Origin of the sequence: Curtobacterium sp. L6-1, assembly GCF_018885305.1 — a bacterium.
Classification (GTDB): Bacteria; Actinomycetota; Actinomycetes; order Actinomycetales; family Microbacteriaceae; genus Curtobacterium; species Curtobacterium aetherium.
The window spans coordinates 2,669,660-2,695,011 of record NZ_CP076544.1; the positions used below are offsets into that span (position 1 = coordinate 2,669,660).

Sequence of the window (25,352 nt, forward strand, 5' to 3'; positions counted from 1 at the left end):
CGGTCCTCCTCGTCGGTGCGTGCGGGTACCCTCGGGGGGTACCCCTACCGTAACGCCGACGACGAGGATCTGTTCCCGATGTCCGAAGGACCCGCACGCCACCACGGCTACATCTCCGCGAAGGACGACTACCTGCAGCGCCTGCGCCGGATCGAGGGCCAGGCGCGCGGGCTGCAGCGGATGGTCGAGGACGAGCAGTACTGCATCGACATCCTCACGCAGGTGTCCGCGATGACGAAGGCGCTGCAGGCGGTGTCGATGGGCCTGCTCGAGGACCACCTGCGGCACTGCGTGACCGACGCCGTCGCCCAGGGTGGACCGGCCGCCGAGGAGAAGATCCAGGAGGCGGCTCTGGCCATCAAGCGCTTGGTCCGGTCCTGACGTGCCAAGTGCGTGTACTGCTGGGACGTCCCACCAAACCGACTGCTGGTCCACTCCGAATGTCCTGCGAGGCGCATGGCAACCGACCGCGTCGACTCCTGACGAAAGGTTCCTTCATGACCACCAACGCATCGACCCGCACCGACCACGGCTACGGCCGGACGCTCACGCAGAAGGGCGCGCTGGTCTTCGGCGTCGTCTTCCTCATCGTCGGCATCGCCGGCTTCATCCCCGGCCTGACCATGGACATGGGCAGCATGATGGCCGCCGGCAACGACTCGAACGCGCAGCTCCTGGGCCTGTTCCAGGTGTCCGTCCTGCACAACATCGTCCACCTGCTGTTCGGCATCGTCGGCCTGATCGCCGCGCGCTCGTTCGGCTTCTCGCGCCAGTACCTGCTCGTCGGCGGCATCATCTACGCCGTGCTCTTCATCTACGGCCTCTTCACGGCCGGCATGGCCAGCGCGGCGAACTTCGTCCCGCTGAACAGCGCCGACAACGTGCTGCACCTGATCCTCGCCGTCGCGATGATCATCCTCGGCATCGTGCTCCCGCGCGCCGGGGCCCGCACCGCCCGCTGACCTCGGGTCGGCACCAGCACCACCTCCAGAGCCCCCGGGTCACCCCGGGGGCTCTGTCGCGTCCCGGCGGGTTCACCTGGGGCCGCCGGCCGGCCGCCACATCGCCACCGGCGCAGCGACCCGGAAGCCGGTCGGACCGGCGGCCGCCGCCCCTCCCGCTCAGGCCGACGGGCGCCGGAAGGTGACCACGAGCGCGTCGACGACGACGAACGCGAGCAACGTCACGCCGAGCGTCGGCAGGAGCAGCGCGAGCCCGAGCGCCACCACGACGACCATCCCGGTCCCCCACCACGGCGCCCGCGCGAGCGCACCACCGCGCGGCGCCCGGCCGACCCGGGCACCGGTGGGCCGGCGCTGCCACCACATGGCGTAGCCGAGGACCACCATCACCGCGATGCCGAGCGCGGTGACGAACAGCAGCACCTGGTTCGGCAGGCCCCACATCGTGCCGGAGTGGGTGTCGATGCCCCACCGGGCCGCCTTCGCCGGGATCGAGTACGACGAGAAGTCCGTCCGCGACACCGTGGACAGGTCCCGCGGGTCGATGGCGACCGAGTCCACCTGGGTCGGCCACGAGCGCTTGATCTCAGCGACGCTCCACGCTTGGTCGGTCGTCGCCGGCGGGGTGATCTCCACCTGGCCGGTGTCGATGTTGACCCGCCGTGCCGCGGCGAGCACCGCGTCGAAGGCGTCGGCGTCGGCGTCGACCGTGACCGCCGTGCCCGCGGCGGCCGTCCCGCCGCCGTGGTGACCGGCGTGCTCACCCCCGGCGGGGGCGGCGGCACCATCGCCGAGCGACCGGTCGAGCGACGGCGTCGACCAGCCCCACGCCGACCGGAGCGCCCCGACGTTGTCGCCGGCGAACTGCGACCACGTGATGCCGGTGGCCGACAGGAAGACCGCGCCGAGCAGCAGCCACACCCCCGTCGACGCGTGCCACGAGGACGTCCGGCGGTACCCGGTCACGCCGCGGGCCGGCCGGAGCAGGTCTCGCCGCGCAGTCGTCGCCGGACGACCCGACGCCGTCCGCGCACGCGTCGCCCGGAAGCGCACGACCCACAGGCCGAGACCGGCGAGCGACACGACGCCGAGCCAGGACGCCGCGGTCTCGCTGTAGAGCCGGCCGACGTCGCCGAGCATGAGCGACCGGTGGAACGTGCTCACCCACGTCCGGTACGGCAGCGACCCCGACGTGCCGTACACGAGCTCGTCGCCGCGGACCTCGGCCGTGCCCGGGTCGACGAACACCGCTCGGGACTGCGACTCGAGGAGTCCGTCCTCCGCGTACAGCACGCGTGTCGTGTCGCCGCGTCCGGGTGCGGGGCGGGCGGCGGCCAGGGTGTCGGTCGGGTGGTGGACGTCGACGTACGCCTGGGCGGCTCGGACCTGGTCGGCGAGCGGCAGCGGTGCGGCGGTCGACGGCGCGCTCAGGGCGTGCGCGTACACGATCCGCTCAACGGACGGGCCGATCGCGTAGGCCGCTCCGGACAGCGCGGCGACCAGGATGAACGGGCCGACGAACAGTCCGGCCAGGAAGTGCAGGCGGAGGAGCAGCTGCGGGATCCACCCCCGCCGGCGGTCGGGACCGGTCGGCGTCGCGGCCGGGGCGGCGGGCGGCGGAACGGGGCGGTCGTGCACAGCGGTCATCGGGTCCTCGGCGGGCTCGCGTCGGGTCCGGCACCACGACGACCCTCACTCTACAAGACGTAGAAGACCTGTCCGCCCTGCGCACACACGACAGACGGGAGGCCCGTGACCGGCTGGTCACGGGCCTCCCGTCCGGCAGACGCGCGGCAGCGCGTCGGCGTCGCTCAGCCCTGCGGCGGGGCGTACAGCTGCAGGTCGTTGCCCTCGCTGTCCTTGAAGGGGATGATCTTGCCCCACGGGTGCTCGCTGATCTCGCCCTGGATGTCCGCGCCACGGCGCTTCAGGTCGGCGACCTCGTCCTCGATGCTGCCGTCCGGCTGGAACGACACGACCGCGCCGCCCTCGCTCGAACCGCCGGCCGACTCGCGACCGTTCAGGCCGATCATGAGGCCGTCGGCGTCGATCTCGCTCCAGTCGTCGGACTGGTCCTTCACGGTGAGACCGAGGGTGTCGCGGTAGAACGCGACGGCGCGCTCCATGTTGCTGACCGGGACCCAGACTGCTGCGACTCCGCTTGCCATGGTGTTTCCTCTCGTCGGTGGTGTGTCCCGGACGCTAGGCCGCGTCGGGTGGGCACCAGCCCAGTACGGCGGCCGGATCGGGGTACGCCCAGCCACCGCGGTGGAGGCTTCCGGTGACGCCCCTCGTCGGAACGGCCGACGGCGCGCGACCGAGGAAGGGGTCCCCGTGACCGAGATCGTGCACGTCGTGCTGGTGGAGTGGGACGAGGCGACCGCGACCGGCGCCGACCGGGCGACCGATCTCGCGCAGGAGCACCTGCCGACGATCGACGGCGTGCTGTCCGTCGCGGCGGGGCCGAGCGTCAGCCCCGAGGGGATGGAGAGCGGCTTCCAGTGGGCGCTCGTCGTCCGCTTCCGGGACGCTGCGGCACGCGACGCGTATTTACCGCACCCGGCACACCAGCCGGTGGCCGACCACATCGGGGCGCACAGCGCACGCGTGGTCGTGTTCGACGTCGGCACCTGAGCCGGCCCGGCCCGCGGTCAGGCGGTGGTGCGGAACCGGTCGGGGCGGGCCTGGAACCAGCGGATGAGTTCGCGGAGCGCCGGGGAGGCACTGCGCGGCACCGCGTCGGCGGCGGGCGTCTCGGTGGAGACCGCCTCGACGTCGTCGAAGGTCGAGCGGTAGCCCGGCACCTCGTCGAGGTCGGCCTCGGAGGTCGGCACGAACGCCATCGTCCACTCGGGGAACTGCCGCTCCTCGACGAGTTCCTCGAGCAGCATCGTCACCTTGGTGTGGCGCGTGTCGTTCTTGATCGTGGCCATCTTCGCGCGGACGGCCGCGTCGGGGCCCTCGAGCAGCTGCAGGAAGTACCCGTTGCGGAACAGCAGCATGCCGGTCACGTCGTTGCGCTCGTTCGCGGTGCGGCTCTGTGCGAGCAGGGCCGCGAGGTCGGCGTCGTCGAACGTGTCCGTCGCGACGCTGGAGTAGATCAACGACAGCATGGGGTCACCGCTTCCGGTCCGGCCGGCCCGGCACACCCGGGGAGGGCGGGTGAGGAACCGGATGCCAGCGAACTCCGGCGCGGCTGGGAGGGGCGGTCCGCTGTCCGCTCAGGGCCGGTCGGGTCCCGAGCGACCGGCGGCGCCCGTCCGTCAGGAGTGCTCGGGCTCCGCGGGCTCGCCGCCGGAGTCCACGTCGCTGTCCTGGTCGGGGTCCTGCGTGGCGTCGCCCGAGGCCGAGCCGTCGGGGAGGGCGTCGGTGCGTCGGGTCTCCTCGTCGGAGACGCCGTCGGGTCCGGTTCCGTTCGTTGCATCGCTCATGACGGGGACGCTACGCGCGGGCGGGTCCCCCCGCGTCCAGCGGGTGGCACCCGGCCCGGCGTGACCGGTGGCGGTCAGTCCTCGCGGCGCCCGGTGCGGAGGCCCGGGAACTGCTCGTCACGCCACTCGCCCTCGAGCTGCGGGCCGCCCGCCGCCGCGTCCTCGCGAGCGCGGAGCTCGACGCGGCGGATCTTGCCGGACACGGTCTTCGGCAGCGGTCCGAACTCGACCCGTCGCACGCGCTGCCAGGCCGGCATCGCGGTGCGGGCGTGCGCGAGGATGCTCCGCGCGGTCTCGGCGTCCGCCTCCCACCCGGCGGCGAGCGTGACGTACGCCTTCACCACGGCCAGGCGTTCCTCGTGCGGGGCGGGCACGACGGCGGACTCGGCGACGGCGGGGTGCTGGAGCAGGGCGCTCTCGACCTCGAACGGCGACACCTTGTAGTCGGAGGACTTGAACACGTCGTCGGTGCGGCCGACGAAGGTCAGCGAGCCGTCCTCGTGCCGCGTGGCGACGTCCCCGGTGTGGAAGAAGCCGCAGCGCAGGGCGTCCTCGGTGCGGTCGGCGGCGCCGAGGTAGCCGGCCATCAGGTTCACCGGCGTCGTCGTCAGGTCGAGGCAGACCTCGCCCTCGGTCGCACCGGGCTCGCCGGTCACCGGGTCGAGGAGCGCGATGGTGACGCCGGGCAGGCCGTGGCCCATCGCGCCCGGTCGGACGACGTCGCCCGGGGCGTTGCCGACGATCGCGGTCGTCTCGGTCTGCCCGTAGCCGTCGCGGATCGTCCGGCCCCAGGACTCCTCGACCAGGCGGATGACCTCGGGGTTGAGGGGCTCGCCGGCGGACACGACCTCGCGGAGGGCGCTCGGGCGGCTGCCGAGGTCGGCCTGGATGAGCAGGCGCCAGACGGTCGGCGGCGCGCAGAACGACGTGACCCGAGCCCGTTCGAGCTGGTGCAGCAGGGCCGCCGGGTCGAAGCGCTCCTGGTTGTGCACGAAGACGGTGGCCTCGGCGATCCAGGGGGCGAAGAAGCAGCTCCAGGCGTGCTTGCCCCAGCCCGGCGAGCTGATCGCCAGGTGCACGTCGCCGGGCTCGAGGCCGATCCAGTACATCGTGGTGAGGTGCCCCACGGGGTAGGACGTCTGCGTGTGCACGACCATCTTCGGCTTGTCGGTCGTCCCGGAGGTGAAGTAGACCAGGCACGGGTCGGAGGCCGCCGTCACCACCTCGGGTCGCCACTCCCCCGCGGGTGCCGGCTCGCCCAGGTCGGTCGGGTAGCTCGTCCAGCCGTCGGCGGCCCCACCGACCACGATCCGGGTGAAGTCGCCCGTGACGTCCGCGTACTTCGGGGTCTCGCGCAGGCTCGTCACGACGTGGGCCACGTGGCCGCGGTCGATGCGGTCCTGCAGGTCGGCCGCACCGAGCATCGTCGACGTGGGCAGGATCACCGCGCCGGTCTTCATGACCGCGAGCATCGACTCCCACAGCTCGAGCTGGTTGTCGAGCATGAGCAGCACGTGGTCGCCCTTCGCGACGCCGAGGTCGTGCAGCCGGGCCGCCAGCCGGTCGGAGCGCGCCGACATCTCGGCGTAGGTGGTGCGCGACTCGCTGCCGTCCTCCTCGACGATGACGAGCGCCTCCCGGTCGTTGCCGGCGGCGACCACGTCGAACCAGTCGATCGCCCAGTTGAACGTGTCGCCGACGTCCGGCCAGCGGAACGTCGCGCGGGCCGCGGCGCTGTCGGTTCGTGCTGCGATGAGGACGTCGCGGGCGGCGCGGATGGCGGCGGCGGGTTCGGTGCGCATGCACTGACCTTGCCCCATCCAGGTGACTCCGCGCACGGCGACACAGGTGCAATACCGCATCGGGACAGGCCGGGTCAACCCCTGTCGGCCGCGATCCGCGCCTCCGTATGGTCCTGCGTGGTGCGCTCCGCGCGCGCACCGGGCAGGGCCGACGGCCGTGCCCGCACCACGAACGGGAGGAGCTGCGCGCACGATGACCACGATCGACGACCGCAGGCCCACCGCGTGTGACGACGTCGAGTCCCGCAGCACCGTGCGCATCGAGGCCGCCGGCAGCGCACCCGACCGGGCCGTCCTCGACCTGAGCGGCTACTACGCCGGACGCGGGTGGTCCGCTCGTGCCACCGACCGTCCCTTCGGGTACCGGTACACGGCCGTGGGCGACGCCGACGTGACCCTCCGCCGCTCGCAGATCTCCGGCGCCATCCGCGGTGCGATCCCGGCGTCCGACGACTACATCGTGCAGTGGCTGACGACCGGCCACGGTGTCCCCGACGTCCTGCGCGACCGCGTGCCGATGACCGGCGACGTGCCGATGCTGTTCCCCACCGCCCGCGAGTTCGTCTTCGAGTACGAGGACTACGACCAGCGCGTCGTGCACATGTCCCGCCGACTCGTGCACGAGGTCGCCGACGAGCAGTTCCACACCGGCCAGGTCGCCGACCTCGGCATCGACCACCTGCGCGTGCTGGACCCCGCCGCCGTCACGCTCTGGCGGAACAGCCTGGCGCTGCTCTCGCGCGAACTGCGGACCGGCGGCGTCGACACCCTGCTCTGGCACACCCTGACCCGCGGGACCGCCGCCGCCTTCCTCCGCATGTACCCGCCGACCGCGGCCGAGCTGCCGCCGGCCGTCCTCCTGCCGCGTCGGGCCCGCCTCCGCGCCGCCGTCGAGTACGTGCACGAGCACGCCGCCGAGCCGGTCAGCGTCTCCGAGGTCGCGCGCGCCGCCGGCCTCAGCGTCCGGGCCACGCAGGAGGCGTTCCAGCGGCACCTCGGGGTGACGCCCATGCAGTACCTGCAGCACGTGCGGCTCGACCACGTGCGCCGCGAACTGCTGCACGCCGACGTCGGCACCACGGCCGTCCAGTCCGTCGCCCGCCGCTGGGGCTTCGCGCACCTCGGTCGGTTCTCGGCCGCGTACCGGGCCACCTTCGGCGAGTACCCGCGGAACACGCTGCGCCGCTGATCCGCACGGTCGGCAGCACGCGGGTTCCGTGACCGTGGAACACGCAGGGCCCCTCGTGTGTTGCACCGGGTACTGTCGCAGCCAGCGTCACGAACCACGGAGGTACCGATGACCACCACCGAGACCGCGATCCTCGCCGGCGGATGCTTCTGGGGAGCGCAGCAGCTCCTCCGCCGCCAGCCCGGAGTCCTCAGCACCCGCGTCGGCTACTCCGGCGGCGACGTCCCGAACGCCACCTACCGCAACCACGGCACGCACGCCGAGGCCGTCGAGATCGTCTTCGACCCCACGGTGATCTCGTACCGCGAGCTCCTCGAGTTCTTCTTCCAGATCCACGACCCGTCCACCAAGGACCGGCAGGGCAACGACGTCGGTGTCAGCTACCGGTCGGCCGTCTTCTTCACCTCGGACGAGCAGCGCGACGTCGCACTCGACACCATCGCCGACGTCGACGCCTCGGGCATCTGGCCGGGCAAGGTCGTCACCGAGGTCACCGCGGCCGGCCCGTTCTGGGAGGCCGAGGAGGAGCACCAGGACTACCTCGAGAAGATCCCGAACGGGTACACCTGCCACTACGTGCGCCCGAACTGGGTGCTGCCGAAGCGCAGCGAGGCGGCCGCCACGGCCTGACGGCCCCGCGCGACCACACGACGGACGGGAGGCCCGGTACCAGCTGGTACCGGGCCTCCCGTCCGTCCGGGGTCGCGTCTGCAGACGCGGCACGGCCGCTGTGGGAGGATCGGTGGGTGGAAGCCTCCCGACGACCCGTCGCAGTCGTCATCGCCGCGATGAGCGAAGAGGTCTCGGCGTTCACCGACCTGTTCGGCGGCGACCCGGTCCTGGACGGCCCGACCGGCGGGCACGACGAACACCACCTGCTCGACGTCGACGGCGCCACGGTCGCCGTCCGCCGCAGCGGGATCGGGTTCACGAACGCGACCGCCGCCGTCGCGCACGCCTTCCACGACTTCGGCTCCGGCATCCCCGTCGTCAGCGTCGGGACCGCCGGTGGCCTCGCCCGCGACGTCGCGCTCGGGGACGTGGTGGTCGGCGACTGGTACGTCAACCTCAACGCCGACGCCACCGCGTTCGGGTACGCGCTCGGCCAGGTGCCGGGCATGCCGCCGGGCTTCTCGGCCGGCGCCGACCTCGTGCGCAGCGCACGCGCCGTGGTGACCGACGACGTCGTCCGCGCCGCACCGATCGGCTCGAGCGAGGTCTTCGTCACGGAAGGGCGGGCGCTGCTCCTCCGCGACGCCTTCCCGACGGTGGCGGCGGTCGACATGGAGTCCGCGGCCATCGCCCAGTTCGCGCACGTGCACGCCATGCCGTTCGTGTCGATCCGGGGCATCAGCGACCTGTGCGCACCTGACGGTGAGCAGTTCCGGGAGCACCTCGACGACGCCGCGGCGCGGGCTGCGCGGGTGGCGCACGGGGTCGTCCTGGGGCTGGCGCGGCGTGCGGTGCTGCCGAGGGGCTGAGACCGATGGCGATCGCGCCGGACATCGTGGCGGCGGCGGTGACACCGGACGAGCAAGCCGTCCTGGACCGTCCGCATCCATCGGGGGCTCGATGAGGACACGCACCAGCCGAGTGGCTGCGACCGTCGCACTGCTCGTCGCCGTCCCGTTCCTCCTCACCGGCTGCCAACGAGGGCCGACCGTGCAGCCGAACGAAGGGGGACGCTCGCTCCCGAGAGCAGCGCGGAGGCGAAACACCCGCCCCTGGATGGGCGTCCGGACAGCACCCCGCCATCGCGACTGTCTGCGGACCACCTGTGTGAGACAGATGGTGAGAGCTGCGCGCGACCGCGACGGCCCGTACGCAGGAGGACCGGCTATCGGGACGGTCGTCCGGCGTTCATCCGAAGCGGTTGTCAGGGCTGTCCGCCAACCTCGCCACGTGCCGAGAGATTCGTGCAGCCCGTGTCGTGGCCGTCATCGCAGTTGTTACGTCGAGAAGGATCGGGTAGCGGGCCGACTTCGTCAGGGCACGGAAAGCCGCGTCCGCGCGAGGAGATGCGCTGAGCGCTTGCACCAGGTCATCGGGGCATTCAATTGAAGATGCTCCTGCGTAGGCGCGTTCCCAGCGTCCGTCAGCCTGTGCGCGTTCGATCTCCGCCAGTCCGCGGTCGCGCATGCGTCCCGAGTCGAGGAGCGCGGTGACGAGGGCGATGTTCCGTTGCGACCACATGGAACGTGCCCGGCGGGGAGTGAAGTGCTGACGGAAGGTCGCCTGGTCGACTGCGCTCTTGCGTCCGTCAATCCACCCGCTGCACAGAGCTTCGTCCAGGGCTTGCGTATACGTGAGGGAAGTCGGGCTCTGCGTGCCCTTCTTCGCCAGCACGAGCCAGACGCCGTCGCTGGCACTTTCACGCTCATCGAGCCAGGCGCGCCATGCTGCCGCGTTGGGGACGATCAGCTGCTCAGGTGCGCTCCGCTCCACCATGGGTCACGCGGCCGAACGCGCGTCGGCTATACGCCGGCGGAGGCTGGTGCGGGACAGCGACTGCGGGACGTAATTCACCTCGCTGACGCCGACATCGGTACCCGGAGGGACGATCTCGTCGATTCGATCGAGGATGTCGTCGCTCAGGCTGACGTTGGCGCCGGCCAGGAGGTCGTCGAGTTGCTCGAGCGTGCGCGGTCCGACGATGGCTGACGTCACGAAGGGGTGCGCCAGGACGAACCCCATCGCCAGGTGGGTCATCGAGATCCCAGCATCTTCGGCGACGGAGGCGAGCTGCTCGACGACGGCGAACTTCCGCTGGTCGCTCATGTGCTGCGGCCCCCACTGGAGGCGACCCGGCGACACCGGTGTGTTCTTCCCGTCTCGGTACTTACCGGTGAGCAGTCCCCACGCCAGCGGGCTCCACGTGAGCACTCCCATGCCGTATCGATCGCAGACGGGGAGAACTTCTCGTTCGATGCTTCGGGCGAGGATTGAGTAGCTTGGCTGTTCCGTCCGGAGCCGCGCCGAACTGCGTCGTTCGCTCGTCCAGTGCGCTTCGACGATGTCGGAGGCGAGGAAGCTTGACGATCCGATGGCCCGGACCTTCCCGGCTGTGATGAGGTCGGTCAGCGCTGCAAGCGTTTCCTCGATGTCCGTCGTGGGGTCGAAGTGGTGGATCTGGTACAGGTCGATGTAGTCGGTGCCGAGACGACGCAACGAGTCGTCGATGGCGGTCATGATCCAGCGTCGCGACGCGCCGCGACGGTTCGGGTCATCGCCCATCGGACCAGTGAACTTTGTCGCGAGGACGACGTCGTCGCGGCGTCCCTTGAGCGCGGCGCCGAGAATCGTCTCGGTTGCGCTGCCACCGTAGACGTCGGCGGTGTCGATGAAGTTGATACCGGCACCGACGGCCCGGTCGACGATGCGACGGCAGTCGTCGGGGTCAGGCGTGCCGGCAGGGCCGAACATCATCGTGCCGAGGCAGTACGGGCTCACCGTCATACCGGTTCGGCCGAGGGGTCGCATCTTCATAGGTGTTTTCCTTCGAACGGTGAGGTCACTGCCAGAGGGTGAGGATGATGGTCGCCACGACCGCGCAGACGATGAAGTACGGCGCGTTGATGAGCGTGTACAGCAGAGGCCGAGGGAAGTTTGGGTTGATCGCGATATTCAACGTCTGCGCGACGAGGTACCCAATCGACACGATGCGCATAGAAGACATTGGTCGAACGTTGAACTTGCACGTCGATAGCATTGCGGATGCCTACGCTGCTATCGACGACCGGAATATTGCCCTAGCCACAGCGAATAACTTCGTTCTCAACCTCCTACGCGCGGCTGATGTTGCTGCCGCTGCGCCAATGCGAGATTATCTGCTTCGTGGAGCAGGGAACCTGTGCGATTGGCTAGTAGTCGAAGGTAAGGAAGACCTCACATATTTGATCAATCGGCGGCAAACGTGGTCACGCTCAGAGAAGTTGACAACCGACGTTGAGCGTCAGATTCGCTCAGCTCGCCGTGAGGTGCGCATTAGCGGGCCGGACGATGCCCACATGCTTGAAGCCTGTCTGACCATCCTACTGGGAGAGTTCAGCGAACTTGACGTACTGCTGGATGATTTCGGGGCGACGGATAAGGAAATGCTTCAAGGTTGGCCCATTTGGTCCCTCGTGCCCTCGGCGAATTCCGTCGACACTCGGGTCATATGAGCAATAGGGGCGGGAGCGGGTCATTCCGTGGCCGATAGGAGCGCAGTAAGGAAACGTTAGACATTAGCGTAGGCCGGTGATACCCGGGCCCGGAACGAGGAAGCTCCCGCCCGGAGAGAGTGGGCGGGGGCTTCCTCGGCGGCGGCCGAAGGGAGTGCCGCCTTGCTCGAGCGGGGTCGGAGAGAGCGACCTGCTCGAGCGGTCTAGGGACGAGACCTGGTTTGTTCGGTCATGGTGTCAGTGTCCTTCGTCATGAGTGCTCCGGTCGATGGTGGCGCACACCGGTGACACCACGCTGCTCTGCGTCTCGCTGCCCGTCGTCCGGTTCGTGCCACTGCAGGAGCCGAGTGGCGGCGCCCTGGTACTGGCCCTTGTTGGTGCGGATGGCGCAGTCGTGGTTGTCGTGGTCGAACGCGGCCCGGTAGTACCGATCGGCGTCGAAGTCCGCGGCGATGAACGCGTTGCGGACGGCGTCGAGCTCCGCCTGTCGGGACTCCCACCCCCACCGCTGTCCCTGACGGAAGATCGCCCACTCACGGGCGGTGAACTCCCCCCCCCCCCCCCCACCGGGATCTCCGCCCCGGGATCCTCGGCCGGTGGTGCTTGGAGCTCGTCGTAGTCCGCCGGCCGTGAGAACACGTCCTCCACCGGCGCCGGTGCGGACGCCGACGTGGGCTGGTCTTTCACGGTGTCGCTCATGATGCTCGGCTCCTTGTGCTCGAAGCGGGCGCGCCCGGTCAGGCGGTCAGGGTGGCGATCTTGTCGGGCCGGAAGCCAGCCCACTCGTCGGTGTCGGTGATGACGATGGGCGCCTGCATCAGTCCCCGAGCCTTGAACTGCTCGATGGTCTCGACCGGCTCGTGCTCGAGGTCGGCGACGGTGTACGCGATGCCCTTACCGTCCAATGCCCGGTACGTGGCGGTGCACTGCACGCAGCTCGGCTTGCTGTAGATGGTGACGTTGCTCATCATCCTCAAACCCCTCCCGATCAACTTCTCTTCTGACCGTTTCCGGCTAAGGGGACCGAGTGAGAGCGGGAGCGTCGGCGACCAGGGACGGTGGAATACCGGACTGAGCGCAGCGAGGGAGGATATGCCGCGAAAGCCCTGGTCACCGGCGTGGAGCGAGCTATGATCGACCCGCCGGAAAGGTCAAAGGATTGGTGCTTCGCGCTGTCCCGCGGAGCGGGCCCGTCAGACCGTCGGCCTCCGTGCCGACGGTCACCACTTTCCCGGCGCCCCATCCACTCCCCCACTGTCACTGTGCTACCTCACCACAAGCACTGCGACAGCAATCCGTTACTGCTTGGCGTCGTAGTCGTCGACACCGCGACAGAGCAGCTGCAGCATCGCCTTGCTCAAGCTGCTGCGATCCTCCGCGGAAGCCGGTTGCGCGGAGCCGGACGTCCGTACACGGCGGCGACGCGGGACTGGGTGCCGTCGTTCGCCGGCACCCACGCACGGACCGGGCGGAGACCGCTGCCCTCGACCGGGGCTCCGATCGCCTCGGGCGACAGCGTGTACCGCGCCTCCTCGGGCGCGCTGTACCGATCCCGTCGACGACCACCCACGACCCGGATCGTAGAAGCCAGCGCCGACACCGCCGGCCCTCGATCCGCACAGTTGCCGGTACTTCGCATTTGTGCGCTAAGCTGAGCCGTGCGTCATTAGTGCGCGCAAAAAGCCAGTCCTTCGGACTGGCTTTCTTCATGTCCGGCCGTAGGCTGGACCTGCTCGCGCCGACTCTGCCCTCAGTCGCAACCCCATCAGGCCGGTCCCCCACCAGGACCGGCCTTTTTCATGCCCGGACGCGCAATCGCAAGAAACGCGATCCGTCCGCCCATAGAAACACCAGGCGCCCACCGGGCGCTCGCGCCGAAGACCGGCGCCCTGAACGCCCGCCCTCAAGGCGGGTCGGCCAAACGGCCGTATCCCGAAGGAGGAAGTCATGTCCAACGCTTCTGCCGCGGCCATCGCCCTTGCCTCCGGAGCACCCATCTGGGTCGTCATCCTCGTCACCCTGCTCACTAACGAGCACGTGATGAACTTCCTTTCCGCCAGGGCGGAGGACGCCACCAACGTCCTCATCGCCCTGGGCGGGAAGAAGCTGACGAAGCGGGTCGCGCGTCTGCGCGAATCCCGCCGCGCCCAGTAAGACTCCGGAAAAAGCGCTCCCCCACCTTCGGGCAGGAGAGCTCCGTCTCCGAACGTTCCGGATAGGTACCCCTATTGGGACATCAGTCCCTGCTGAGTGCCGACAATTTGTTCCTCAGGGCTTCGACGTAGCCCCACACGTCGTCGCTTTTAGACGCCTTTTTTCTCTTCGCAAGCGCCGCGGCCTTGTCGACAAGACGGTCACCGTCAGCACGGACTACCGCTTCCGGAAGTGTGTAGCAGTCCTCTCGCAAAGCATCGATGGCACGGGTCAGCTTTGCGTCGTGGAGGCTCACCCACGCCTGCAGATCTCCGAACGCGGACTTCAGCTTCAGATTTTCGCGAATATCACTCACATCGACGATCCTGGCACGGGTCAGACGCGTCTCGATAGACGATCCCCTATCGGGGCGACCACGAGCGACCGAGGGGGCGTTCGGTAGCCCACCCCCGAGCGAGACGGTGCGAGGACTTGCCGGCCGGTCAGATAGCGAGTCCCGACAGGTCTCCGGTCGGCTCTAGCGGACCGCAACGGCGGTGAGCAATGCGATGATGCCTGTGAGGATCAGGCCTGAGATCACCCATCCTGCAATTACTTCTGCGAGGAGCGGGCCAAGGTCACTTTTTCTCGAGTGAGGGTGAGTCTTACTTGCGTCAAGAGCGTCCCTTCTCGATCGGGGCGCCGTCTTTGTGAAGAAAAACGGTCCAGCATGATGGGTGCGCCATGGGTCGGCCATGAGCAGATCGTACGACTGTGAGGACCACTGTGGCGACCGGATACATCTCGGCGTCAGTGAAGCCGCATGCCGCTCCCCGGGCGGTCAGCGAGCCTTGCGCCGCGTCACTGACCGACGAGGTGCTGCACGCAGGTGCTCACGCACGCGGCACAACACCCGCACGAAGTAGGCGAGGGTGCGCGTGTGAGCAGTCCCCGCTGCTCGAGGACCTGCGCCTACGCCTCTGGCGGAACCGCTGATGACGTCTCAATAGCCGATCGACTACCGGACTGCATCCCACCCTGCTGCCAGCTGCGGGGCGACCCAGTTCGGTTGCGGCGTCCACTGGGACCAATCCGCATCAAACGGGAATGAGCCGGCGTGCGCGGCAGCGGTGGCTTCCTCGCCGGTGTGTTCGATCATCGAGCGGTCTGCTTCCGAGACCAGGCCCTGGTCCGCGTAGAAGGCGAGTTCGTCTTCGTCCTTGTATCGAACTGACCAACGACCCTCGGCGTGCCGACGTGCGATGACGTCGAGAGTCCAGTCCTGACTGTCGAAGCCCATTGAAGTTCGGATCCACGGCAGCTCGAGGTTGATGTACCAGTCCGGGAGCCACTGTGTTCCGTCGTGCCAACGCCACACCGACCACGCTGACCCCTTCGGGTGCACGCGAACAACGGGCGCTCCGAACCAGCTGTCCTCGACGTAGGAACCGTCCCAGTCGGCGGGGAGGACCAGCCTTGCATTCGGCCCGCTTCCAACGCCAGCTCGACGGCGGACCGCGGCGTCGAGCGGGCTTGCGACCACGGCGACGTCATCATCGTCGACGAGCACTCGGCCCGCGACCGCGAACGAAACGGCCCGGCCGCGCGAGCCGAAGGTGTGCAAACTGCGAAGGGCTACGGATTCACCAGCACGGAACGGTTCGCTCCGCACGTCTCTCGCAACGTCGTCGTGCATCCTGTGATGCTCGCACAGCAACATTGGCTCCTCACCCGTCCCGGTAGCCGATCCTGCACCGAGGCACAGCCAACCAGCCCACGGTCAGCTGTCGAGCGCGATGACCCACACAACCAGTAGCGCACCCGCGACGACGAGCACTCCGATCCCTGACCAGAACCACCGAGCACTGGTCCCGCGCTCTGCTCTGGCCCGGCCGATCCCATCCCTGCGGACGGCGATGACAGCAGCGCGCCCGATCAGCCCGAGCCCGATCAACATGACGACTACGAGCCCCCACCACGTCCACCACGAAAACTCCATTGCAAGAGCATGCCGGACGAGAGGGGTTTAGTAGCGGCGCGGATTAGCGGTTGGCTACCCGAGCTGAGCAGTCCGTCTCGATAGCCGATGCCCAAACGGGACGCCCTCTAACCCGTTCCCGTACGGGACGATGCGAGCGCTAGTCTCCTCGCCGTGATCATTGATCTAGAGCCCGGCGACGCGCGGTGGACGACCGCCCTTCCCGTCCTCCGCGAGCTGCGCCCCCATCTCACTGACGAACTGCTCGAGCTGGTACTGCGTGAAGGCGCGCCCCAAGGCCTCCGCTTCACCGCCCTACTGCAAGACGATCGCTGCGTGGCTGTCGCCGGCTGGCGAGTAGTCGTCAACACGAGCGCCATCAGGAAGCTCTACATCGATGACCTCTCCACCGCCGCCGCCGAGCGGTCCCACGGCCACGGCGCGGGACTCCTAACCGCCCTGGCGGAGCGCGGTCGAGAACTAGGGTGCAGCGCGATCGAGCTCGACTCCGGCGTGCAACGCTTCGAGGCGCATCGCTTCTACCTGCGCGAACGAATGGACATTACCGCCCATCACTTCGCTCGACGGCTCGACCAGTAAGAGCAACGGGCGTTTTCCCCGCACCGTTCAGCAGGGGACTGCTACCGGACGCCGGATGGCAGTGGGTAGTTTCACCGTCCGGACGACGATGCCCAAACGGGACGCCCTCTAACCCGTTCCCGTACGGGACGATGCGAGCGCTAGTCTCCTCGCCGTGATCATTGATCTAGAGCCCGGCGACGCGCGGTGGACGACCGCCCTTCCCGTCCTCCGCGAGCTGCGCCCCCATCTCACTGACGAACTGCTCGAGCTGGTACTGCGTGAAGGCGCGCCCCAAGGCCTCCGCTTCACCGCCCTACTGCAAGACGATCGCTGCGTGGCTGTCGCCGGCTGGCGAGTAGTCGTCAACACGAGCGCCATCAGGAAGCTCTACATCGATGACCTCTCCACCGCCGCCGCCGAGCGGTCCCACGGCCACGGCGCGGGACTCCTAACCGCCCTGGCGGAGCGCGGTCGAGAACTAGGGTGCAGCGCGATCGAGCTCGACTCCGGCGTGCAACGCTTCGAGGCGCATCGCTTCTACCTGCGCGAACGAATGGACATTACCGCCCATCACTTCGCTCGACGGCTCGACCAGTAAGAGCAACGGGCGTTTTCCCCGCACCGTTCAGCAGGGGACTGCTACCGGACGCCGGATGGCAGTGGGTAGTTTCACCGTCCGGACGACGATGCCCAAACGGGACGCCCTCTAACCCGTTCCCGTACGGGACGATGCGAGCGCTAGTCTCCTCGCCGTGATCATTGATCTAGAGCCCGGCGACGCGCGGTGGACGACCGCCCTTCCCGTCCTCCGCGAGCTGCGCCCCCATCTCACTGACGAACTGCTCGAGCTGGTACTGCGTGAAGGCGCGCCCCAAGGCCTCCGCTTCACCGCCCTACTGCAAGACGATCGCTGCGTGGCTGTCGCCGGCTGGCGAGTAGTCGTCAACACGAGCGCCATCAGGAAGCTCTACATCGATGACCTCTCCACCGCCGCCGCCGAGCGGTCCCACGGCCACGGCGCGGGACTCCTAACCGCCCTGGCGGAGCGCGGTCGAGAACTAGGGTGCAGCGCGATCGAGCTCGACTCCGGCGTGCAACGCTTCGAGGCGCATCGCTTCTACCTGCGCGAACGAATGGACATTACCGCCCATCACTTCGCTCGACGGCTCGACCAGTAAGAGCAACGGGCGTTTTCCCCGCACCGTTCAGCAGGGGACTGCTACCGGACGCCGGATGGCAGTGGGTAGTTTCACCGTCCGGACGACGATCGTCCAGCGAGACGGAGCGTCGCGTGCCTGCACCCGCGCGTCTTCGGGACTCCGAGCGTCTCAGATAGCTGGTCCGAAACTGATTCCGGCAAGGTGCCCTATGCGAGACGGTGTCATGCGAGAGCACTCGAGCTTCAGGACGGAGGAGGTCGCGCCCGCGGTCGCGGCCGCCACCACGACCACGACCACGACCACCGCTACAGCTGTTCCGCTCGTTGCCGGCTCAACGCGGAGGTGACGTTGTCCAGATCGTCGGGGAACAGCGCCGCATAAGTGTCAAGCGTCACCTTCGCCGACTTGTGGCCCAGCATCCGCTGGACCACTTTGACGTTGGCACCAGCGCTGATCGCGAGTGATGCAGCGGTGTGCCTGAGGTCATGCGGTGTGACTCGGCGGAAGCTTGCATCGGCCACCATTGTTCGCTGGACGGCCCTCGCGAACCACCCCTGGCTGGAGTGCCCTGGCCGGAGGAAACCTCCGGCCGGTGACGACCAGAGACGATCGTCGGGGTGCTTGTCCCGGCAGGCCGCTGCAACAGCCGAGTCGAGGAAGTCAGGAAATGCGACGGAGCGCCGTTCATGCGACTTCACACTGCCCAGGACGTGTTGACCGTTCACCTCCGTCACTCCCTCCCGAATGTTCAGGCGACGTCGACCGGGGTCAACGCTACGAACTCGTAAGGCCGTCGCCTCGCCCCATCGGAGCCCGGTGTACGCAAGTAGCCGGACAAGCTGGCCGTACCTGGCCTCCGAAGCCAGCGCCTCGACCTGCCGATGCGTCAGGAAGGGACTGCTGCAGGTTTGGTTGACTCCTGACGGGTAGGGGCGTTGGCTCCTGCTGGAAGGATGTGCGCCATGGTGAAGGCGTATCCGGAAGAGTTCCGCCGTGATGTGATTGCGGTCGCCCGAAAGGGTGAGACGTCGGTGCGGCAGGTCGCGAGGGACTTCGGTGTCTCCGAGTCCTGCCTGGCCCGCTGGCTGCGGCTCGCGGACCGTGACGACGGCGTCAATGTTGCAGCGGCGCCGTCGGCGAAAGCCGTTGAGCAGGCGGAGCTGCGGGACGCGCAGAAACGGATTCGGCTCCTCGAGCAGGAGAACGAGATCCTCCGTCGGGCGACCGCGTATCTGTCGCAGGCGCATCTCCCAAAATGATGTACCCGCTGGTCCTCGAACTCGCCGCCGACCGGATCCCGGTCGCGGTGGCCTGCCGGGTGCTGGGCTTCTCGAAGCAGGCGTTCTATCGGTGGCGTGCCAGTCCGGTGACCGATCGCGACTGGGCGGACGCGCACCTCACCAACGCCGCGATCGACGCGCACCGCGACGACCCGACGTTCGGCTACCGGTTCATCGCCGACGACCTGCATGCAGCCGGCCATCGGGTGTCCGAGCGTCGGGTGTGGCGGTTGTGCTCGCAGCAGCAGTTGTGGTCGTTGCATGCGAAGAAGCGCGGCCTGAATCGCAAGGCCGGGCCGCCGGTGCATGACGACCGGGTTCGACGTGCGTTCACGGCGCCGGACCTCGACAAGCTGTGGTTGACGGACATCACCGAGCATCCGACGGGTGAGGGGAAGCTCTATCTGTGTGCGGTGAAGGACGCCTGTTCCCGTCGGATCGTGAGCTACTCGATCAGCGATCGCATGCGGTCCTCGCTCGCTGTCGCGGCCCTACAGATGGCGGTGGACCGCCGGAATCCGGCCGGGACGGTCGTGCACTCGGACCGCGGCAGCCAGTTCCGGTCGAAGAAGTTCGTCCGCGCGCTCAGCGACGCCGGGCTCCTCGGGTCGATGGGCCGAGTCGGTGCGTGCGCGGACAACGCTGCGATGAAATCGTTCTTCGCGCTCCTGCAGAAGAACGTCTTGAACCGGAAACGATGGGCCACGCGGGAAGAGCTCCGGCTGGCGATCATCACCTGGATCGAGGCGACCTATCACCGGAAACGACGCCAACGTGGTCTGGGGAAGTTGACCCCTATCGAGTACGAGACGATCATCAACCCACAGGTCGCACTCGCGGCCTAAACGAACGAGTCAACTCAACCTGCAGCAGTCCCCAGCGGTGGGGTATGCCCCAGCGCAACGGTCGCTGTTGGCTGCGCCTGTGGTTCTAGGGTCCCCTCGGGTCTGTGCCACACATTTGTGCGCTGATCTAGGGCTTCAGCGGCGCATCGCAGTGGCGAGACCCGTTAGTGGAGAGTGACGAAGGCTTGCGGTTCGCTGCTCGCGCTCGAGGAACAGGCGTGTGCGCCCGGCACACCTGGTCCGACGCACTATGGCTCACCCCGCTGGCATGGAGGAGGCAGGCAGGGCACCGAGTCGCGAGCTCACGAGAGTGCACCGCAGAGGCACCAGGGGCGCTCCTCGAAAGAAGAAAACCCCCGCGTGAACGGGGGTTTTCTGTGGCGGGTCATTTGCAGGTCTCGGAGCCCCTTGCTGTTAGGCCGATCGGGGGCCCTGCTCTTGGGCTCGGGGTCTGAGTTTCCCCTGGGCTGACCCAGTTTTTCCCCTTTTCGCATCAACCCCAGTTCAGGGGCGGTACGTCCGCAGCTCCCCTCGATATCCCAGCCCAGCGTGGCAGCACCGTTCTGCGGCAGGCACACCCCGATGTCGTCCGCTGATGGGACGATCCGGTCGTGGACGAGACCTCTGTGCCGACGACTCTCCCTGACGACGATGCTTCTGAGACAACGAGCGGCGGGGACGGCAAGTCATCCGACTTCATCGAGGCTTTCCAGTGGCGCGCTGACGACAACATGGTTGCGCTTCGGTTCCGAAGCGGCGTGGTGCGCGGTTTCAGCGGTGACGCCTTGCACGCGATTCATGCGAAGGACTTTGCCATGGTGGAGGTTTACCCGTGGCGCCGGTCGGTGTTCTTCAAGACGACGCGAGGAGATGGGTTCTCGTCGAGATTCGGATCGCGCTTCAACTCGTCACCCCTTCGTGACCGGCCCGTTGTGTACCTGGATCAGAATCAGTGGAGCACCCTGAGCAAGTCGGTCCACGCTCCCTGGCGCGTGCAATCAGACGACGAGCTGAAGGCGGCTTGGCGTCTCATTGGCCTGGCCTCGTCTGGCAGGGTGGTTCTGCCACTCTCCGCCGCTCATCTTGGAGAGACAGGCAGCTTCGGGAACGACGAGGGACGCTACGAGCTGGCGGTGGCGATCTTGTCCTGCAGCGGCGGATGGCAGATGCGCGACCCCCTCCAGGTTCGGGCCGCAGAGTTCCGTCAAGTCCTCGCCCGCTCCTCCGGCAAGCCGGCGGCGCTAGTGCCAGACGTCTTCACGCTGGAGCCGTACGCTGCTCTCGATCCTGCAACTCGAGAAGGGTCCTCGCCGCGCAAGGACCACGCTGAGCTCCCTGCTGAGTGGACTTACGCCTACACGGCGTCGTTGTCGAGCATGGTCTACGCCTCGATGATGCTCGACCAGCAGGCGACGCCGCGCGGCGACATGACGGGTTGGGTGCAGCGAGTGCAGGAGTTTTCTACATGGCTCTCCGGCGAGACCAATCGAACGAAGCAGCAACGAAGGCGCGCCGCAGAGGTTTTCATGTTCTCGGATGCCACCCGGGAGATCGCGCGTGCCAGCTTCGACGCAGGGCTGAGCCTGAGCGAGATGTCCGCGTGGACCCAGTCGACGTGGCACCTTCCGGAGCTTGGAGCACCCGCGATATCGCTGTTCCGCGCCACGATGATCGACAAGCTGCTCGGTTCAGGTCGGTGGGAAGGTAACGACCTCACCGATCTCTTCTACCTGTGCACCGCGGCCGGGTATGCCGACCACGTTGTCGGTGAGCGACGAACGATTGGTCTACTTGAGCAATCGGTCCGACGTCTGCACGCTCCGGTGAAGCTGCACCGGACGCTGGCGTCAGTGGTGGACGCCCTGAGCAGTGAGCAGTGAGCAGTGAGCAGTGAGCAGTTTTCGTGTGCTGACTACACCTGAGGTCAGGGCTCCGGTCGGGGCTTCGGTTGCGGCGGTACAACAACGTTTTGCACGGTCAGCGGCTTAGCGCCGGGAGCCTCCTGCTGACTGTGTTCGATGATGTCCCGAGCGTCCATCGTCTCTCCGCGGGCGTCCATCGTGTCTTTCTGACCGGCGCCCTCGTCTCGGGGCCGCTTCTCGGTCATTTCGACGTTCCCGGGCGCGGGGCAGGCTTGGTTACCTTGCTGTCGCGTCGAAGCGGTTGCGCTCCAGGCGCGGACTGCTGCCCTTCGTTGCGGCGTGACGGCGTCTGCGGCGACTTCGGTTGTTTGTTGCTGGACATGACCGACCTCCTGATACGACTTTGCTTGCGATCATTCTCGCATTCCGTTCCGATACAGGCATCCTTGACAGGTGATCCCCACCACGTTCGCCGGTCTGGCTGTCCTCGTCGTCGCGCTCCTCCCGGGCTTCGTCTTCGTGTCGCTCCGGGATCGACAGGGTCCGTCACGGACTCGCGCCGCGTTCCGCGAGACATCGGTGGTGCTGGCAGTCAGTGCCGCTTCCTACGTCATTCCGGCGGTCGGGTTGGCTCTCGTCGCAGTGACTAACGCTGATGCACGAGCACAGCTTGAGGCGTTCCTTCGGGAACCGGTCGCGGCTTGGCAAGACCGTCCGCTCCTGGTGTTTGCTGTCGTCGTACTCGCGATCGTCCTCGCCGCAGCCGTCGCCGGAGTCGGTGCCCTCATCTCGCGACACGACAGCCGACACGATCCGACGGCGTCAGCGTGGTGGAATGTGTTCTCCGCGAACGACAAGGGCGACGCCGCTGTCCGGAGGGTGTCTGTACACCTCACGGATGGGACGCTCATCGTTGGTAACCTCAACTCTTTCAGCCGTGAAGTCGCCGAGCACGGAGACCGCGAACTCGTACTGCAGCACCCGATGTGGGTTCAGCCCGAAGGCGCCGAGGATCTGATCGAGATGCAGGCAGCCGCCACACTGATCAGCGCAAGGAACATCAAATTCATCAGCGTCGAACTCTTCAACGAGGGCGCTGAGCCTGACCAAGAGCCGGAGAGCGACGAGGAAACCGCTCCGTAACCGATGCCCTAACGCAGCGCTCGTCCGGCTATGCCGCGGACGAGCAGCGCCATCATGCACGGTGAGCTGTTCATGGAGCATGGCGCGGCGCCATTCGAGACCGTTGAGGTTCCGCGGCGCTGGCCACGCTCAGCAGGTCGTGTGCAGAAAGGTACCGTCCAGTCGCACTCTTCGATACGCTTCTCTGGTGTCTGAGGAGAATAACAACGAGGCAGTAGCAGCGATGAAGCCCTGGTCGCGGATCCTCCTCGGAATTGCTGGCATTGGGCTTTCATCGACCGGTTGCATCGCGGTCTTCGCGCAAGGCACCAACGTCGCGGGCGTTCCGCTCCTCATCGTCGCCGGAGCCGCGTTCCTCTACGTATCGCTCACGGGCCAGCAACTGATTCAGCTTAACAAGGACGGATTTGTGTTGAGCCGAGTCGCACAGCTGGAAAAGACGCTGCGCCAAGCAGCTGCTGATCCAGCGATCCCGCTCGAAACGAAAGAGCGGTTGGCGGAGATCGCAGAAGACAACGGAGTCCGCGTCCCGCGTCCGGGGGTCGAACTCGAACTTCGCGTTGATGAGACGCTTCGCCGCATAGGACTCGCAAACGGCTTCAACGTGACAAGCCCGTCGGGCCGAAATCGTCGCGATGTGGATTTCGTCCTCACCGACGATGCTGATCGCAAGGTTGGCGTCGAGGTGAAGGGGCGGATGCGACTCCGACAGGCTGCCGACGCCATCCGGCAGCTGCGGGCCACTGACTGGGAGCGCAAGCTCCTGATCGTCGACGGCGGCGTTCCTGAGGAGTTCGCGGCACCGTATCGAGCTGAAGGGATCTGGATCGTCGCCTGGGACCCCGATGACGAGTCACAACTCGTGGAGACGCTCAGGGCGATGGGATTCGTCAAGTCCTGATGGATCGGGTGCAGTGAAGTCCGCGCGCACGACCGGAGCCACAAAGCCGGCAGTCACTGCCGGCTACGAGAACCAAGCGCCCGAAGAGCGACCTGGGCTCCAAGTGATCGAGTGCACACGCCCCCCTGGCACGCGGTGGGGCTTTCCGGTGCGGCCTAACAACACCAGCGACTGTGTCCCGAGGTCAACGGATCATTTGAATCGGGCCACCTGTTTTTTCGCGCGCGGAGCGGTTCTCTGACCATTGGTTGTAAGACGATCCGACGACGTGTGAAGATAGCCTCGAATGAACTCGGGCGGAAGGTAGTGACGTAGATGCGGCAGCGACTAGCCGGCGAATGGTCCGGATGGGACGGCGATACAGTCGTCGAGCTTTTCGACGGCTCTCGGTGGAAGCAGGACGAGTACTACTACGAGTATCGGTACTCGTTCATGCCATGGGTCACCATCGAACGCGGGAAGATGATGGTAGACGGCATGAACCGGGCGGTCCGAGTGCACCGGATCGACTGACTTCTCCGAAGATTCCGCTCGCCGCTGCTTCTGCTTCGCATCTGAGCTTCTCGCCACCAGGCGCGGACGCTCCAGGAGTGTGGGAGGGTGTCGCTGCGGCAGAGTCGGCTGCCCCGTCAGCCCTCAGCCGACGTAGTCGGCACTGCCGTCCCATTGCCCCTCGACGGCTCCGGTCGCGAGTCCGCTCCAGGAGCCGTTGAGGATGTAGAACGCCGCGCCCCGGAGCCGCCAGGTCACGCCGACGAGATCTTCAACAAGTCCGACCATGCCGTCGAATGTGGTCGCGGTGATGTCCTGCTCGCCGTCTGGCTGACGCTCGAGCCCTGCGAGTTCCCATCTACCGCTGAGGAGGTCGGCACGGAGCATGTCGTGGATGAACCGGTTCCGTGACGTGTATAGCTTGTTCGCGGCGGTCAGGATCGCATTCACTGCTCGCCGGCCGCCATCATCGATGTCATCTCGCTGGCTGAGGAGCGCTTTGCACTCCTTGACGATCGTCGTGATGTACCGCGGCGCGTCGAGGAACGCATCGATCTCGTGACGTCCGCGCAGAGCAGCATGCACGAACCGGAGTGCCGCATCGAGACTCGTCGTCTCCGAGGTGATCCTGCCGAGCAGGAACACCCGCTGGTCAGAGGATGGCAGCGTCCGCAGCGTGTCAAGGTCCACACATCGACTCTGACATGTGAACGGGGGAAGCGAAGTTGGAAGCACCTAAGCTTCGGGGTCAAGACGCTGCTTCGCTGCGACCGTTGTGCAACTGCGCGAGCGCTCTGCAGGCCACCCGCAGCTCGCGGGCCTGTTCTGCGTACGCTATCGCCGAGCCCGGGGTCGGGGTCTCCCTAGCGTGAGCAACTGCGTTCCGAAGTTGGCGGAGTTCATTCACCGTCTCGACGAAGAGGTCGTTGACGGTGCCAGCGCGTTCAAGAGCCACCGCTGCAGATGCGGCGTTCGTCGTGCGCACTCCGGGAACGGCCACATGCGCGAGACCGATGATCTCCTCCGCCAGGTGCTCCCAGGAGCTCAACACCAGCGCCGAAGGCTCCAGTGGCCCGAAATCAGCGATGCCCGCCCCGTCAGGCTCCTCCACACCCGGTTGACCGGACGCAGCTTCAGCACCCGTCACCGATGCCTGAAACTTCTCGAATGTCCGCTCGGCCTTCGCCAGTTTCTCGCCGAACGTCGCCTCACCGCCAGGTACTTTCAGGTGCGTCAACCGGGCGACAAGACCCGCAACCTCAGTCCGGAACAGCAGAGCAGCGATGAGGACAACAGCGGGCCACGCGAGTGAGCGCACCAAAGAGTCAACGAAACCGAGCCAAGACACAGCCCCATCATGGTCTAAGCGATCCGCCAGAATCCCCTGCGAACCTCGCGGAACGATAACGGGAGGCGGTCGTGCCGTCAG

At 67.3% G+C, this 25,352-nt stretch carries 29 protein-coding genes; 15 read left to right on the forward strand and 14 right to left on the reverse strand.

Annotation, left to right across the window (positions count from 1 at the left end):
- Positions 1-78: 78 nt before the first annotated feature.
- The gene (locus KM842_RS12265) at positions 79-381 is read left to right on the forward strand and encodes a metal-sensitive transcriptional regulator (RefSeq protein ID WP_253206121.1); all 303 of its coding nucleotides are present in this window, start codon (positions 79-81) and stop codon (positions 379-381) included.
- 116 nt (positions 382-497) lie between these two features.
- On the forward strand, positions 498-962 hold the full coding sequence (locus KM842_RS12270) for a DUF4383 domain-containing protein (RefSeq protein ID WP_216258745.1): 465 nt from the start codon (positions 498-500) through the stop codon (positions 960-962).
- 159 nt (positions 963-1,121) lie between these two features.
- On the opposite strand, the gene KM842_RS12275 is transcribed toward KM842_RS12270, so the two are convergent.
- Together KM842_RS12275 and KM842_RS12280 are read right to left on the reverse strand one after the other, a co-directional pair.
- Positions 1,122-2,609 carry a PepSY-associated TM helix domain-containing protein gene (locus tag KM842_RS12275; RefSeq protein WP_216258746.1) on the reverse strand — a complete coding sequence of 496 codons (1,488 nt, stop codon included), beginning with the start codon at positions 2,607-2,609 and terminating at the stop codon, positions 1,122-1,124.
- Between the two features lie 164 nt (positions 2,610-2,773).
- Positions 2,774-3,130 carry a VOC family protein gene (locus KM842_RS12280; protein ID WP_216258747.1) on the reverse strand — a complete coding sequence of 119 codons (357 nt, stop codon included), beginning with the start codon at positions 3,128-3,130 and terminating at the stop codon, positions 2,774-2,776.
- A gap of 166 nt (positions 3,131-3,296) precedes the next feature.
- On the opposite strand from KM842_RS12280, the gene KM842_RS12285 reads away from it, so the two are divergent.
- The gene (locus KM842_RS12285) at positions 3,297-3,596 is read left to right on the forward strand and encodes a Dabb family protein (RefSeq protein ID WP_216258748.1); all 300 of its coding nucleotides are present in this window, start codon (positions 3,297-3,299) and stop codon (positions 3,594-3,596) included.
- A 17-nt stretch (positions 3,597-3,613) separates the two neighbouring features.
- Here KM842_RS12285 and KM842_RS12290 read toward each other — a convergent pair whose 3' ends face one another.
- The 3 genes from KM842_RS12290 to KM842_RS12300 form a co-directional block, all read right to left on the reverse strand.
- Positions 3,614-4,075, reverse strand: a complete 462-nt coding sequence (locus KM842_RS12290; RefSeq protein ID WP_216258749.1) for a BLUF domain-containing protein — start codon at positions 4,073-4,075, stop codon at positions 3,614-3,616.
- Between the two features lie 150 nt (positions 4,076-4,225).
- Entirely contained in the window at positions 4,226-4,393 is a 168-nt protein-coding gene (locus KM842_RS12295) for a hypothetical protein (protein ID WP_216258750.1), read from the reverse strand.
- Between the two features lie 74 nt (positions 4,394-4,467).
- Positions 4,468-6,195, reverse strand: coding sequence for an AMP-binding protein (locus tag KM842_RS12300; protein WP_216258751.1), 1,728 nt, complete (start codon positions 6,193-6,195; stop codon positions 4,468-4,470).
- A gap of 193 nt (positions 6,196-6,388) precedes the next feature.
- Between KM842_RS12300 and KM842_RS12305 the strand changes: the two genes are divergently transcribed.
- From KM842_RS12305 to mtnN, 3 genes are all read left to right on the forward strand, one after another.
- Entirely contained in the window at positions 6,389-7,384 is a 996-nt protein-coding gene (locus KM842_RS12305; protein ID WP_216258752.1) for a helix-turn-helix transcriptional regulator, read from the forward strand.
- Positions 7,385-7,492: 108 nt separating this feature from the next.
- The gene (gene msrA / locus KM842_RS12310; RefSeq protein ID WP_216258754.1) at positions 7,493-8,014 is read left to right on the forward strand and encodes a peptide-methionine (S)-S-oxide reductase MsrA; all 522 of its coding nucleotides are present in this window, start codon (positions 7,493-7,495) and stop codon (positions 8,012-8,014) included.
- A gap of 116 nt (positions 8,015-8,130) precedes the next feature.
- Positions 8,131-8,865 carry a 5'-methylthioadenosine/S-adenosylhomocysteine nucleosidase gene (mtnN, locus tag KM842_RS12315; RefSeq protein WP_253206122.1) on the forward strand — a complete coding sequence of 245 codons (735 nt, stop codon included), beginning with the start codon at positions 8,131-8,133 and terminating at the stop codon, positions 8,863-8,865.
- Positions 8,866-9,244: 379 nt separating this feature from the next.
- Here mtnN and KM842_RS12320 read toward each other — a convergent pair whose 3' ends face one another.
- The 4 genes from KM842_RS12320 to KM842_RS12335 form a co-directional block, all read right to left on the reverse strand.
- On the reverse strand, positions 9,245-9,832 hold the full coding sequence (locus KM842_RS12320) for a YdeI/OmpD-associated family protein (protein ID WP_216258758.1): 588 nt from the start codon (positions 9,830-9,832) through the stop codon (positions 9,245-9,247).
- Positions 9,833-9,835: 3 nt separating this feature from the next.
- Complete coding sequence (locus KM842_RS12325) at positions 9,836-10,870, reverse strand: aldo/keto reductase (protein WP_216258760.1); 1,035 nt, start codon at positions 10,868-10,870, stop codon at positions 9,836-9,838.
- Between the two features lie 25 nt (positions 10,871-10,895).
- Positions 10,896-11,060 (reverse strand): hypothetical protein, encoded by a 165-nt coding sequence (locus KM842_RS12330; RefSeq protein WP_216258761.1) that lies wholly within the window; start codon positions 11,058-11,060, stop codon positions 10,896-10,898.
- A gap of 1,224 nt (positions 11,061-12,284) precedes the next feature.
- A complete protein-coding gene (locus tag KM842_RS12335) occupies positions 12,285-12,515 on the reverse strand; it encodes a glutaredoxin domain-containing protein (RefSeq protein ID WP_216258763.1) in 231 nt (76 codons plus the stop codon).
- Positions 12,516-13,494: 979 nt separating this feature from the next.
- Here KM842_RS12335 and KM842_RS12340 point away from each other — a divergent pair.
- Positions 13,495-13,701 carry a hypothetical protein gene (locus tag KM842_RS12340; protein WP_216258764.1) on the forward strand — a complete coding sequence of 69 codons (207 nt, stop codon included), beginning with the start codon at positions 13,495-13,497 and terminating at the stop codon, positions 13,699-13,701.
- 82 nt (positions 13,702-13,783) lie between these two features.
- Here KM842_RS12340 and KM842_RS12345 read toward each other — a convergent pair whose 3' ends face one another.
- Both KM842_RS12345 and KM842_RS12350 read right to left on the reverse strand, forming a co-directional pair.
- Positions 13,784-14,056 carry a hypothetical protein gene (locus KM842_RS12345; RefSeq protein ID WP_216258766.1) on the reverse strand — a complete coding sequence of 91 codons (273 nt, stop codon included), beginning with the start codon at positions 14,054-14,056 and terminating at the stop codon, positions 13,784-13,786.
- A gap of 642 nt (positions 14,057-14,698) precedes the next feature.
- Complete coding sequence (locus KM842_RS12350) at positions 14,699-15,376, reverse strand: ribonuclease FAU-1 family protein (protein ID WP_216258771.1); 678 nt, start codon at positions 15,374-15,376, stop codon at positions 14,699-14,701.
- A gap of 456 nt (positions 15,377-15,832) precedes the next feature.
- On the opposite strand from KM842_RS12350, the gene KM842_RS12355 reads away from it, so the two are divergent.
- From KM842_RS12355 to KM842_RS12365, 3 genes are all read left to right on the forward strand, one after another.
- Positions 15,833-16,258, forward strand: coding sequence for a GNAT family N-acetyltransferase (locus KM842_RS12355; protein ID WP_216258774.1), 426 nt, complete (start codon positions 15,833-15,835; stop codon positions 16,256-16,258).
- Positions 16,259-16,412: 154 nt separating this feature from the next.
- Positions 16,413-16,838, forward strand: a complete 426-nt coding sequence (locus KM842_RS12360) for a GNAT family N-acetyltransferase (protein ID WP_216258774.1) — start codon at positions 16,413-16,415, stop codon at positions 16,836-16,838.
- A 154-nt stretch (positions 16,839-16,992) separates the two neighbouring features.
- Positions 16,993-17,418, forward strand: a complete 426-nt coding sequence (locus tag KM842_RS12365; RefSeq protein ID WP_216258774.1) for a GNAT family N-acetyltransferase — start codon at positions 16,993-16,995, stop codon at positions 17,416-17,418.
- A 287-nt stretch (positions 17,419-17,705) separates the two neighbouring features.
- On the opposite strand, the gene KM842_RS12370 is transcribed toward KM842_RS12365, so the two are convergent.
- Positions 17,706-18,440 (reverse strand): tyrosine-type recombinase/integrase, encoded by a 735-nt coding sequence (locus KM842_RS12370; protein WP_216262408.1) that lies wholly within the window; start codon positions 18,438-18,440, stop codon positions 17,706-17,708.
- On the opposite strand from KM842_RS12370, the gene KM842_RS12375 reads away from it, so the two are divergent.
- The 5 genes from KM842_RS12375 (at position 18,363) to KM842_RS12395 (ending at position 23,944) form a co-directional block, all read left to right on the forward strand.
- A protein-coding gene (locus KM842_RS12375) for an IS3 family transposase (RefSeq protein WP_216258776.1) occupies positions 18,363-19,525 on the forward strand; the annotation gives its coding sequence in 2 pieces (ribosomal slippage) (positions 18,363-18,642 and positions 18,642-19,525; 1,164 coding nt in all). The genes KM842_RS12370 and KM842_RS12375 overlap by 78 nt on opposite strands.
- 611 nt (positions 19,526-20,136) lie before the next feature.
- On the forward strand, positions 20,137-21,405 hold the full coding sequence (locus KM842_RS12380; RefSeq protein WP_216258778.1) for a hypothetical protein: 1,269 nt from the start codon (positions 20,137-20,139) through the stop codon (positions 21,403-21,405).
- Positions 21,406-21,840: 435 nt separating this feature from the next.
- Positions 21,841-22,530, forward strand: coding sequence for a DUF6338 family protein (locus KM842_RS12385; protein WP_216258780.1), 690 nt, complete (start codon positions 21,841-21,843; stop codon positions 22,528-22,530).
- Positions 22,531-22,717: 187 nt separating this feature from the next.
- Positions 22,718-23,431, forward strand: coding sequence for a hypothetical protein (locus tag KM842_RS12390; RefSeq protein ID WP_216258782.1), 714 nt, complete (start codon positions 22,718-22,720; stop codon positions 23,429-23,431).
- Between the two features lie 315 nt (positions 23,432-23,746).
- Complete coding sequence (locus KM842_RS12395) at positions 23,747-23,944, forward strand: hypothetical protein (RefSeq protein WP_216258785.1); 198 nt, start codon at positions 23,747-23,749, stop codon at positions 23,942-23,944.
- A gap of 123 nt (positions 23,945-24,067) precedes the next feature.
- Here the strand turns inward: KM842_RS12395 and KM842_RS12400 are convergent, their stop codons facing one another.
- Positions 24,068-24,613, reverse strand: a complete 546-nt coding sequence (locus KM842_RS12400; protein WP_216258786.1) for a hypothetical protein — start codon at positions 24,611-24,613, stop codon at positions 24,068-24,070.
- Positions 24,614-24,671: 58 nt separating this feature from the next.
- The gene (locus tag KM842_RS12405; protein WP_216258787.1) at positions 24,672-25,271 is read right to left on the reverse strand and encodes a hypothetical protein; all 600 of its coding nucleotides are present in this window, start codon (positions 25,269-25,271) and stop codon (positions 24,672-24,674) included.
- Between the last annotated feature and the right edge of the window lie 81 nt (positions 25,272-25,352).

Coding starts and splice junctions, on each gene's coding strand:
- KM842_RS12265 (WP_253206121.1), top strand. CDS start 79: ATGTCCGAAGGACCCGCACGCCACCACGGCTACATCTCCGCGAAGGAC.
- KM842_RS12270 (WP_216258745.1), top strand. CDS start 498: ATGACCACCAACGCATCGACCCGCACCGACCACGGCTACGGCCGGACG.
- KM842_RS12275 (WP_216258746.1), bottom strand. CDS start 2,609: ATGACCGCTGTGCACGACCGCCCCGTTCCGCCGCCCGCCGCCCCGGCC.
- KM842_RS12280 (WP_216258747.1), bottom strand. CDS start 3,130: ATGGCAAGCGGAGTCGCAGCAGTCTGGGTCCCGGTCAGCAACATGGAG.
- KM842_RS12290 (WP_216258749.1), bottom strand. CDS start 4,075: ATGCTGTCGTTGATCTACTCCAGCGTCGCGACGGACACGTTCGACGAC.
- KM842_RS12295 (WP_216258750.1), bottom strand. CDS start 4,393: ATGAGCGATGCAACGAACGGAACCGGACCCGACGGCGTCTCCGACGAG.
- KM842_RS12300 (WP_216258751.1), bottom strand. CDS start 6,195: ATGCGCACCGAACCCGCCGCCGCCATCCGCGCCGCCCGCGACGTCCTC.
- KM842_RS12305 (WP_216258752.1), top strand. CDS start 6,389: ATGACCACGATCGACGACCGCAGGCCCACCGCGTGTGACGACGTCGAG.
- msrA (WP_216258754.1), top strand. CDS start 7,493: ATGACCACCACCGAGACCGCGATCCTCGCCGGCGGATGCTTCTGGGGA.
- KM842_RS12320 (WP_216258758.1), bottom strand. CDS start 9,832: ATGGTGGAGCGGAGCGCACCTGAGCAGCTGATCGTCCCCAACGCGGCA.
- KM842_RS12325 (WP_216258760.1), bottom strand. CDS start 10,870: ATGAAGATGCGACCCCTCGGCCGAACCGGTATGACGGTGAGCCCGTAC.
- KM842_RS12330 (WP_216258761.1), bottom strand. CDS start 11,060: ATGTCTTCTATGCGCATCGTGTCGATTGGGTACCTCGTCGCGCAGACG.
- KM842_RS12335 (WP_216258763.1), bottom strand. CDS start 12,515: ATGAGCAACGTCACCATCTACAGCAAGCCGAGCTGCGTGCAGTGCACC.
- KM842_RS12340 (WP_216258764.1), top strand. CDS start 13,495: ATGTCCAACGCTTCTGCCGCGGCCATCGCCCTTGCCTCCGGAGCACCC.
- KM842_RS12350 (WP_216258771.1), bottom strand. CDS start 15,376: ATGCACGACGACGTTGCGAGAGACGTGCGGAGCGAACCGTTCCGTGCT.
- KM842_RS12395 (WP_216258785.1), top strand. CDS start 23,747: ATGCGGCAGCGACTAGCCGGCGAATGGTCCGGATGGGACGGCGATACA.